The following is an 8,674-nucleotide window of genomic DNA, read 5'->3' as shown; positions in this document are numbered from 1 at the left end:
GTGGTGCCTGACCCGGCGGCGCCGCCGTGCGTTATGGCGGCGCTCGCCAAATCTGTGAATGGCACGGCCATCGCCTCCTTGGGCGGCGACATGGCCGTCGTCGCGGCGATCCGGCGGCAGCTGAACATCCGCTGGGGCGCGATGCTGGCGGAGCGGGCGGAGGACTGATTTCGCTGGTCAGGAGCCGCAGTTCCGCTTTGAGTGGCGATAGTGAATGGCAAGAAGAACAGCGGCCAAGAGGTCCACGACGGCCCATATTTCGCGGCCGAGATGAACGGGTACAAACGGATTGTCTACAAACGTGACCCGCGGCATCGACTCTCTCGCACGGATCCGCGTAGGAGATGAGGCCGCGAATCTCGGGCCTTTCCTGCTTGAGGAGCCTGAAACAGCGCGCGAGGCGCCACAGTGGATGTGTACCGAACAAGACGCTTTCCCCTGTTCTCCGGCATAGACGCCTGCGCACGCGAATGTTCCGGGCGGAGGCCGCCAACTGAGCCGCATTCTGCTGCCGCCAGCACCTTTATTGATTCCTGCCGCTGTTTATCTGCCTGCCTCTTCGAATAACAACCGGAGGAATAGTATCCGGCTGGCGTGACATCCGCATTTCAAGCGCTTATTATGCTGATCTATCTTGGGAATTGAGCAAGGCCGTTAACGAGGACGGGGGGAGCCATGTCGAATACTATTTGGACCGCCGCGTTTCTGACGGCATTCCTAGTGGGAGCCATCCCCGCAACGGCGGAGCAGTGGACCTATCCGCAGACCGACGAGGAGGTTCAGGCGGATTTCGAGGCGCTGCATTGGGACGTCGAGGCGGGCCGCTACGAGCTGACCACCTCCTCGAGCACGGTCAGTCTACAGCAGGGAGACTATCTGCTGCGCGGCATCGACGCGCAGCGCTACGAGTTCCTGGTGAACGGCGTCGAGTTCCCGGAAACCGAGGCGGTGATCACCAATGCCGACGACAGCGAGCGAGTGGTCTTCGAGTATATCGAGGCCGGCTATGTCACCGACGACGACTGGTCGGACCTTGACGCTGATGCGCTGCTGGAGGAGATCCAAGCCGGCACGGAGGAGGGCAACAAGCAGCGCCAGGCCAACGGGATCACGTCGCTGACCGTCATCGGCTGGCTCAAGCGGCCGCGCTTCGACGCCGAGCGGAAGATCGCCTTCTGGGCGCTCAAGGTGAAAGAGGGGGAAGACGAGCTCATCAACGCGATCGCGATCCGCCTGTCGCGGCACGGCTATCACAAGGTGATCTGGGTCGGGGACGCCGAGCGCTATGAGGGCACGCCGCGGATTCTCCAGGCGGCGCTCAACGGGCATGCGTATGAGGCCGGATACCGCTACGCCGATTACGTCGACGGCGACGCGCTGGCGGGGTTCGGGGTCGCCTCGCTGGTGGCGGCGAGCGCTGGCGGGTCCAAGGTCGGCAAGGGCGTGCTCGCGGCGATCCTGGCCGCGGTGGTCCTCTTCGCGAAGAAGGCGTGGTTCCTCGTCTTCGTCGCGATCGGCGGGGTCTGGATGGGGGTGAAGCGGCTGTTCGCGCGCACGGGCGAACGCCGGCCGCCGAGCTGAGCGAGAATCCGCATGGCAGCGCGGGGGAAACGGTCGCGGCCCATCGGCAACGCCATCGGCAAGCTCACCGCCGTCGGCCTGCTGGGCGTCCTCTGGGCCTGCCGGACGCCGCCCGACACGGTCGAGGACTCGCGGGTGCGATGCCTGGTGGCGAAGCTTGAGGTCGGCGACTACAGGAACGAGATCGTCGAAATGGCGCGCTCGGAATGCCGATCGGCGGGCCCGGTTCTCCGGGTGGCGTTGCGCGAGGCGAGCGCCGATGCGCCGAGCCTCGCAATGACGTCGGTCGCCCTCGGCCGACGGGTGAACTGCCTCCTGTTGACGCGCGGCCACTACGTGACCGTGTTCTCCTGGGAGGAGAGCTGTGACGGCATGCGCGACATTCATCAGGTCCGGCTCATCGTCCCCGACTACCTGCGCGTCGATTACCGCTATCCAGATCGCTTCTCCGACTGGACCATGCTGTCCTGCCGCCTGCCCTCGATAGAGCGCCCGATCCGAACCACCCGAACGCGGTGCCTAAGTTCGGGCGGGATTCCGTTTGGTCCCTAGGCTTGGGGCTGTCAGTCGGCGAGAGACGCGCCGCGCCGCGAAACCTTGTCGCTTTCGTGCACGAGCAGGACCAGCTAGTGCGCCTCGGGCGGGGTCGGGACCTTCCATTCGTGCAGCATACGATCGATGACGGCGTCTGGCACTGAGCGATGCCGCTCGCGGTTGCGCCCGCGGACGAAGTCCTCAGGCCCCTTGACGTAAAGGATAACAGTGCGCACGCCGTAGGCGTGTGCGAAGCCAAGGACCTTGGAGCGCATCTGGCGCGAGAGGTTGGTCGCGTTCCAGACGAAGGGCTCGGGCTTGCAGAGGAATCGCCGGCAGGGGCGCCTGGCCGACCGGCTCGCCCGGCTCAACCTCGTGATCCTGGATGAGCTTGGCTATCTGCCCATCACGCGGTCGGGGGGGCAGCTCCTGTTCCATCTGATCAGCCGCCTGTACGAGCAGACCTCGATCGTCGTCACGACCAATCTCAGCTTGTTCGGCAGCATCGGCCTGATGACGCTCCATTCATGGTCGCTGAGTTCATACTGCATGATTCGCGGCTCCGGGTTTGGGAGCTTGGATCATGCCCAGGGTGACGCCATCGACAGCGAACCGGCGTTTCCCAAATTACCCGCCAACCGGACATGTCATCAGCATCGCGAAACCGACGTGAATGGCACATCCCGGAAGTGCCGTTCGTCCACTTTAGCGGCCGCTTTCGCTTCAATGGCGGACACTGGCATGGCGTCCAACCAACTTTTATTCAGCCTTCAATCGCATAGTGCGCCATGCCACAGGCGAAGCGATCGAGGAACGCGGCGGCGACCTTGACGTTCGTGAAATAGACGAGCATCGCGTCCGGAAGGCCCGGCTCGTTCGCGCCCCAGATGACGTAGCTGTCGCGTCCGGCGACCGCGTCGAGCCAGCCATGCATCTGGTTGAGCTACCCGCCGAAGCCGCCCGGCGGCACCGCGACCCGAACCCGGACCGGGAACAGCCGCTCGGCCATCATCCGCCCGCTGGTCGAGCGCCGGCTCTTCTTGTCACCCTCTCTACCAATCGAGCCGGACCGTCGCGCTCCGCGCGCCGCATCGGCTGCACTGGAGACGGCGAGGGACGAGGCGGACCGGGAACGTGTCGCTCAAGCGCCGGGCGAGGTCCTTGGGATCGAGCCGGACCTCGCCGCGCCGGCAGCTTCGGCACGCGACCCACAGCCACAGCCGCCGCTGCGCGGTGGCGACACGCTATGAGAAAGCCGCGCGATCCGTCGTCGGCATTCTCTACCTCGCAGCAGCGTTCGATTGGATCAGAGGCTAACAGACCCTAACCTGGATCACTCATCGCAGGCAGTTCAGTCTGAACGAAGTTCCAAACGGCAATCATAACCAAAACACCATTCTCCTTCTCCACTAAATTTCGAAACGAAATTTGGTCGATTTTCTGCTCCAATCCAGGTCGCTGCCGACTCGAAGGTGGCTTGAGGGAGGACAAAAAATGGGAGTAGAGGCTATGCATCCAGCAATCCGGGTGATCGCAGGAGTCTTGCTATCTGCCGGCTTGGCTATATCGGTGAACTCAGCGGTAGCGGAAACCATCAATTTCGCGCATGTCGCCGAGCCCTCAGATCCGCGCCACAAGGCTATGGTCGCGGCCGCCGACAGCCTAAAGGCCAAGACCGACGGCAAATACGAAATGAAGGTATTTCCCGCGTCACAACTCGGCGGCGAGAAGGAAATCACCGAAGCCGTAGGGCTCGGCATCGTTGATGCTGTTTTCAGTGGGGTAGCATTCGTCGGTGAGAAGTATCCGCCTTTCGCCGCAATGGGCGCGCCTTACATGTTCCGCAGCTACGATCACTTTGTCGCCTTTACCGAGAGTCCGCTTTTCGCGGAGATGGCCGCCGACTACGAGGCGGAGACGGGCGATCACGTTGCCGGTCTGATCTATACGGGCGCGCGGCAGGTGACAGCAAACTGGGAGATCGAGACTCCTGCGGATATGAACGGTATGAAGCTGCGTGTCCCGCAGGCGCCGCTCTACATGATGTTTGCGGAAGCAGTTGAGGCGAATGCAACCCCGATTCCCTTCGCTGAGGTCTATCTGGCGCTCCAGCAGGGCGTCGTGGAGGGCCAAGAGAACCCGCTGACAAACATCTTCGCAAAAAAGTTCTATGAGGTTCAAAGCCACGTCATTCTCACGGAACACATGACGGAGGCATCCATCATCATCATCGGGCAGCACCTGTGGGGCAAACTGAACGACGAAGAGAAGGCGATTTTCGACGAAGTGTTTGCGAAAGCTGCCGCGGACGCCAGTGCCGGGATCCGCAAGTCAGAGGTAGAACTGGCCGACTGGTTCAAGGAGCAGGGCCTCACGGTGGTCACGCCGGACAGGGTAGCGTTTCAAGCGGCCGCCAAGCCGCTGCTGACTTCGGACGACGTCCCCTGGTCTTCAGAGTTGTTCGACCAGATCCAGGCGATTCAGGAATAATCTGCGGCCCGCGAAGACGACGAGCCTGGGATCGGCCGATCCCGGGCCCGTTGCCGCATTGGACCAGTCGGAGGGGTGACCAAGCATGGCAAATTCTGGATCGGACCGTAATCAACCGTCGGCACCGGTTCTCGCCAGCCCGGGAGAAGTTTCTGGAGAGGGGAAAAGAGCGAAAAAGATCGAGGACTACATCGGCGTCGTCATTTTGTGGATTCTCGCGGTCATCGCCTTCCTCCAGTTCTTCACACGGTATGTGCTGAACGACTCCGCAGGCTGGACCGAAGAGGTCGGGCGGTATTTTCTCATCGCGCTCACCTTCATCGGAGCGGTGACCGCGTCGCGAAGGAATTCCCATATTCGCGTTGTGGTCGTGCGCGAGCGGTTACCGGAACGGCTGAAGCCGGCGACCGACATAATCGTCGCTATAGTCGAGATGGGGCTCTATCTCACCCTCCTCTATCTGGCCCTCTTGCTGCTTCCCGAGATGCACGACGAGAGGATGACATTCGCGGACATCCCCCTCAGCGTGGTTTACGTCTTCATCTGTCTAGGTCTTGCGTTCATGGCCTTTCGCGAGGCCGCTAGGTTGGTCCGCATGGGACTTTCCCTCCTGGGGACCGGCCGATGACGATCGTTTTCGCAATCTTTGGCCTCAGCCTCGCAATGGGGCTCCCGGTTGCACTCGCGCTCGTCGCGGCTGCGCTGTATTACACCAACGCGGTCCAGCCGCTTCCGGATATCGTCATCATGCATCGATTGGTGGCGGGCATGAATAGCTTCCCGCTGCTCGCGATCCCCTTTTTCATCCTGGCCGGGAACCTGATGAATGAGGGCGGGATCACGAATCGCATCTTCGCTTTCTGCAATGCCGTTGTGGGCTGGCTAGTCGGCGGGGCCGCCTTTGTCGTGGTCTTGGCTGCGATGATTTTCGCCGGAATGACCGGCGCTGCGGTCGCCGAGGCCGGCGGTCTCGGCACCATCGCCCTGCGCGTCTTGCGGAAGGCGGGCTATCCCGATGATTTTTCGCTCGGTTTGGTTGCGTCGTCCTCAATCATCGGACCTATCATCCCGCCGAGCCTGCCATTCGTGATCTATGGCGTCATGGCTGGGGTATCCATCGGCGAGTTGTTCTCGGCGGGGTTTGTGCCGGGCCTGCTGATGGGGCTCGCGTTGATCACAGCTGCCGGCTTCTTTGCGCGCCGTAGTGATACAATTCTGCGAACGAGGTTCTCGGTCCGTAAAATCCTGGAGACGGGTAAGGAAGCGGTCCTGCCGATAATGACGCCCGTAATCATCGTCGGCGGGATTCTGGCCGGGCTTTTCACGCCGACTGAAGCGGCAGTTGCCGGAGTTGCCTATGCGCTGTTCCTCAGCGTTTTCGTTTACCGCAGTCTGACCTGGGACAAGTTTCTGGAAGTTTCGGTGGAAACGGTCGAGACGACCGGCGTGATTATGTTGATTGCTGCCGCCGCCGCGATGTTCGGATGGGTGCTGACCATTTCGCAGGTCACGATCCACTTTACTACCTTCATCCTTGACGTGACGGGCGGGGATAAGACGTTGGTCATGCTGGCGATAGTCGGCATTCTAGTGGTCATAGGATTCTTCATGGAAGCAATTGCGTCCATAACGATCCTGGTCCCGATCCTGCTGCCCGTGATTGAGAGGGTCGGCGTTGATCCCGTTCATTTCGGCGTGATCATGGTGCTGACCCTGATGATAGGCCTTCTGACCCCTCCGGTTGGCGCGGTTTTATATATTCTCGCGCGCGTCGCGGATGTGCGGTTCGAATTCGTGGCGCGAGCGGTACTGAGGTTTCTTATACCGCTCTTCGTAGTGCTCGGGATCCTGACGTTCGTTCCCGAAATCGTCATGTGGGTCCCGAATCTCCTGTATCCCGACTAGATGTTCAGGTCGCAGGTCGCTTGGTCACGGCTTCTTGGATGCCGCATTGAAGATCCGTGACATCGCGTCCGATTTAAAGGCAGCCTCAAGCCCGAGCTGTCGCGTAGATGGAGCAACGTTCGGCGATGACGAATTTCACGAAAGCCCTCTCCGATTCAGATCGGCGGTACGCGTTTCATCCCGTGACGAGGCTGGCTGAGCATGCCGAAACGGGGGGCCGGGTCTGGCTCGAGGGCCGTGGCGTTCATCTGCAGGACATGGAAAGGGCTTGGTCCATTGACGGTTTTTCCGGACTCTGGTGCGTGAACGCGGGCTACGGACAGACCCGTATAGTCGATGCGATTACCCGTCAGCTGGAGAAGCTTCCTTATGGTACGAGCTTCTTCAGTTACGCGAACGAGCCGTCCATCCTGCTAGCCGAACGCTTGGCAGAAATAACACCGGAAAGCGTGACTCGGTCGTTCTTCACGCTGGGGGGATCGGATGCGGTGGACACCGCGCTGAAGTTGATCCGCAACTACTTCATATCCCGGGGCGAGCCGGATCGGATTAATGTGATCGCGTTACAAAGGGGGTATCACGGGGCGTCATTCCTGGGGGCGGGCGTGACTGGCCTCGCGGCCTATCATCAGCCGTTCGGATTGCCTTTCGCGTTTCAGCACCACATTCCATCTCACTACATGTATCGAAACCCGGCGGGCGACGATCCGAAAGCCGTGATCGAGAAGAGCGTCGAGGATTTGAATCGCAAGATCGACGAACTCGGCGAGCACACGGTGGCCGCGTTCTTTTGCGAACCGATTCAGGGCTCCGGCGGGGTCATCGTTCCTCCTTCCGGGTGGCTGCATGCCATGCAGGATCTATGTCGTCGACGGGGCGTCCTTTTCGTCATCGACGAGGTTATCACTGGATTCGGACGAACCGGTCCGATGTTCGCATCCGAGCTCGAGAACCTGATGCCGGACGCCCTGATTCTTGCCAAGGGATTGACGTCCGCCTACGTGCCGATGGGTGCCTGTGTCGTAAGCGAAGATATCTTTCAAACGATCATGGATGGTGCAGGGCGGGACGCTTATTTCACACACGGCTTTACCTATAGCGGCCACCCCGTTGCTGCAGCCGCCGCACTGGCCGCCATCGACATTTACGAGAGCGAGCTCCTTGATAACGTGCGCAAGGTAGCGCCCGCGTTCCTTCAACGGCTCCACTCGCTGCGGAATGATCCGCTTGTCGGGGACACCCGCGGCGTCGGCCTCCTTGGAGCCGCGGAACTCGTTGCCGACAAGGAGGCGCGGACTCCGTTCTCACCCGAACTCCGTCTCGACCGCGTGGTCGCCGGCGCCGCATCCCGACACAAGGTGATTTTCCGGACATTTACGGATGGCACTCTAGGGTTCGCCCCAGCGCTATGCATCAGCGAAGAAGAAATAAATGTTTTGTTCGATCGAGTCGAGTTGGTGCTGGACGACGTCCGTCGGCATCTACGTGGTGGCACCTAGCCGGCTGAGCATGCGCCGGTCCGCTATCGCTCCTCGATTGCAGGTGCGTGCGAAACCGGCGCTTCGATGGGCGATGCTTCGAAGAGATGCCTTGCGACCACCGGCCCAGCGGCCGCTTTCGGTGCGCGTCATCAGCGCCATGCTGGCGGAATTACACTTGTCGCAAAGGGGGCAGCCGTGAAGTTGAGCCGGATTGACATTAAGATCCTCTCAATCTTGCAATGCCGCGGACGAATGCCAAACAAGGCAATTGCTGAGGAAGCCGCTATATCGCCTAGCGCGTGCCTTCAACATATTCGCCGACTGAAGGACGCCGGGATCATTTCTGAGTACCGAGCTATTATCCATCCGCAATTACTGGGAGAAACATTGACTGTCTTTACCCAGTTCACACTTGCCGACCATAAACAGGAGGATTTCCGGCGCTTCGAGGAGGCGATATCCGGTATTCCGTTTATAGTCGAAGCAAACGTGGTTAGCGGGGGGTTCGATTATTTGATAAAGTTCGTTACGCGCGGAATTAATCATTATCAATCGATCATAGAGAGTATGCTCGCGTCAAATGTCGGCATTACAAAATATTTTAGCTACATTGTAATTCGGTCGCCCATTCCGGATCGAGTCGTGCCGGTGGTGCAACTGCTCGACGCCGACAGGGCCTAGGA

General features: G+C 60.5%; 11 protein-coding genes and 1 pseudogene. 9 read left to right on the top strand and 3 right to left on the bottom strand.

Annotated features, from left to right (window positions below; all coding sequences use genetic code 11):
• Positions 1 to 177: 177 nt before the first annotated feature.
• Positions 178 to 315, bottom strand: a complete 138-nt coding sequence (locus DT069_RS25140) for a DUF6804 family protein (protein ID WP_425450512.1) — start codon at positions 313 to 315, stop codon at positions 178 to 180.
• Positions 316 to 675: 360 nt separating this feature from the next.
• Here DT069_RS25140 and DT069_RS24030 point away from each other — a divergent pair, with 360 nt between their 5' ends.
• Positions 676 to 1,581 (top strand): DUF2167 domain-containing protein, encoded by a 906-nt coding sequence (locus tag DT069_RS24030; RefSeq protein WP_119462885.1) that lies wholly within the window; start codon positions 676 to 678, stop codon positions 1,579 to 1,581.
• Positions 1,582 to 1,593: 12 nt separating this feature from the next.
• Complete coding sequence (locus tag DT069_RS24025) at positions 1,594 to 2,133, top strand: hypothetical protein (RefSeq protein ID WP_119462884.1); 540 nt, start codon at positions 1,594 to 1,596, stop codon at positions 2,131 to 2,133.
• Between the two features lie 74 nt (positions 2,134 to 2,207).
• Here DT069_RS24025 and DT069_RS24020 read toward each other — a convergent pair whose 3' ends face one another.
• A complete protein-coding gene (locus tag DT069_RS24020; protein WP_162913427.1) occupies positions 2,208 to 2,486 on the bottom strand; it encodes an AAA family ATPase in 279 nt (92 codons plus the stop codon).
• On the opposite strand from DT069_RS24020, the pseudogene DT069_RS24015 reads away from it, so the two are divergent.
• Positions 2,440 to 2,607 (top strand): annotated as a pseudogene (locus DT069_RS24015) (ATP-binding protein); the annotation flags it as partial. The gene DT069_RS24020 and the pseudogene DT069_RS24015 overlap by 47 nt on opposite strands.
• A gap of 271 nt (positions 2,608 to 2,878) precedes the next feature.
• On the opposite strand, the gene DT069_RS24825 reads toward DT069_RS24015, so the two are convergent.
• A complete protein-coding gene (locus tag DT069_RS24825; RefSeq protein ID WP_162913419.1) occupies positions 2,879 to 3,049 on the bottom strand; it encodes a hypothetical protein in 171 nt (56 codons plus the stop codon).
• Positions 3,050 to 3,053: 4 nt separating this feature from the next.
• Between DT069_RS24825 and DT069_RS24010 the strand changes: the two genes are divergently transcribed.
• The 6 genes from DT069_RS24010 (at position 3,054) to DT069_RS23985 (ending at position 8,672) form a co-directional block, all read left to right on the top strand.
• Positions 3,054 to 3,365 (top strand): hypothetical protein, encoded by a 312-nt coding sequence (locus DT069_RS24010; protein ID WP_119462882.1) that lies wholly within the window; start codon positions 3,054 to 3,056, stop codon positions 3,363 to 3,365.
• A gap of 259 nt (positions 3,366 to 3,624) precedes the next feature.
• Positions 3,625 to 4,605 (top strand): sialic acid TRAP transporter substrate-binding protein SiaP, encoded by a 981-nt coding sequence (locus DT069_RS24005; RefSeq protein ID WP_162913426.1) that lies wholly within the window; start codon positions 3,625 to 3,627, stop codon positions 4,603 to 4,605.
• Positions 4,606 to 4,690: 85 nt separating this feature from the next.
• Positions 4,691 to 5,233 carry a TRAP transporter small permease gene (locus tag DT069_RS24000; RefSeq protein ID WP_119462880.1) on the top strand — a complete coding sequence of 181 codons (543 nt, stop codon included), beginning with the start codon at positions 4,691 to 4,693 and terminating at the stop codon, positions 5,231 to 5,233.
• Entirely contained in the window at positions 5,230 to 6,510 is a 1,281-nt protein-coding gene (locus DT069_RS23995) for a TRAP transporter large permease (RefSeq protein WP_119462879.1), read from the top strand. Before DT069_RS24000 ends, DT069_RS23995 begins: the two co-directional genes overlap by 4 nt.
• 125 nt (positions 6,511 to 6,635) lie before the next feature.
• Positions 6,636 to 8,009 carry an aminotransferase class III-fold pyridoxal phosphate-dependent enzyme gene (locus DT069_RS23990; RefSeq protein WP_119462878.1) on the top strand — a complete coding sequence of 458 codons (1,374 nt, stop codon included), beginning with the start codon at positions 6,636 to 6,638 and terminating at the stop codon, positions 8,007 to 8,009.
• Between the two features lie 66 nt (positions 8,010 to 8,075).
• A complete protein-coding gene (locus tag DT069_RS23985) occupies positions 8,076 to 8,672 on the top strand; it encodes an Lrp/AsnC family transcriptional regulator (RefSeq protein WP_119462877.1) in 597 nt (198 codons plus the stop codon).
• Positions 8,673 to 8,674: the final 2 nt, after the last annotated feature.

Origin of the sequence: Virgifigura deserti (assembly GCA_003576685.1) — a bacterium.
In the GTDB taxonomy this organism is placed as follows: domain Bacteria; phylum Pseudomonadota; class Alphaproteobacteria; order Dongiales; family Dongiaceae; genus Virgifigura; species Virgifigura deserti.
The sequence above is the reverse complement of the archived record's forward strand: the minus strand, read 5'-3'. Positions and strand labels throughout refer to the sequence as shown.

Excerpts from the sequence above, each read along its gene's own strand:
- DT069_RS25140 (WP_425450512.1), bottom strand. The coding sequence starts at position 315 with ATGCCGCGGGTCACGTTTGTAGACAATCCGTTTGTACCCGTTCATCTC.
- DT069_RS24030 (WP_119462885.1), top strand. The coding sequence starts at position 676 with ATGTCGAATACTATTTGGACCGCCGCGTTTCTGACGGCATTCCTAGTG.
- DT069_RS24025 (WP_119462884.1), top strand. The coding sequence starts at position 1,594 with ATGGCAGCGCGGGGGAAACGGTCGCGGCCCATCGGCAACGCCATCGGC.
- DT069_RS24825 (WP_162913419.1), bottom strand. The coding sequence starts at position 3,049 with ATGCATGGCTGGCTCGACGCGGTCGCCGGACGCGACAGCTACGTCATC.
- DT069_RS24005 (WP_162913426.1), top strand. The coding sequence starts at position 3,625 with ATGCATCCAGCAATCCGGGTGATCGCAGGAGTCTTGCTATCTGCCGGC.
- DT069_RS24000 (WP_119462880.1), top strand. The coding sequence starts at position 4,691 with ATGGCAAATTCTGGATCGGACCGTAATCAACCGTCGGCACCGGTTCTC.
- DT069_RS23995 (WP_119462879.1), top strand. The coding sequence starts at position 5,230 with ATGACGATCGTTTTCGCAATCTTTGGCCTCAGCCTCGCAATGGGGCTC.
- DT069_RS23990 (WP_119462878.1), top strand. The coding sequence starts at position 6,636 with ATGACGAATTTCACGAAAGCCCTCTCCGATTCAGATCGGCGGTACGCG.
- DT069_RS23985 (WP_119462877.1), top strand. The coding sequence starts at position 8,076 with ATGGGCGATGCTTCGAAGAGATGCCTTGCGACCACCGGCCCAGCGGCC.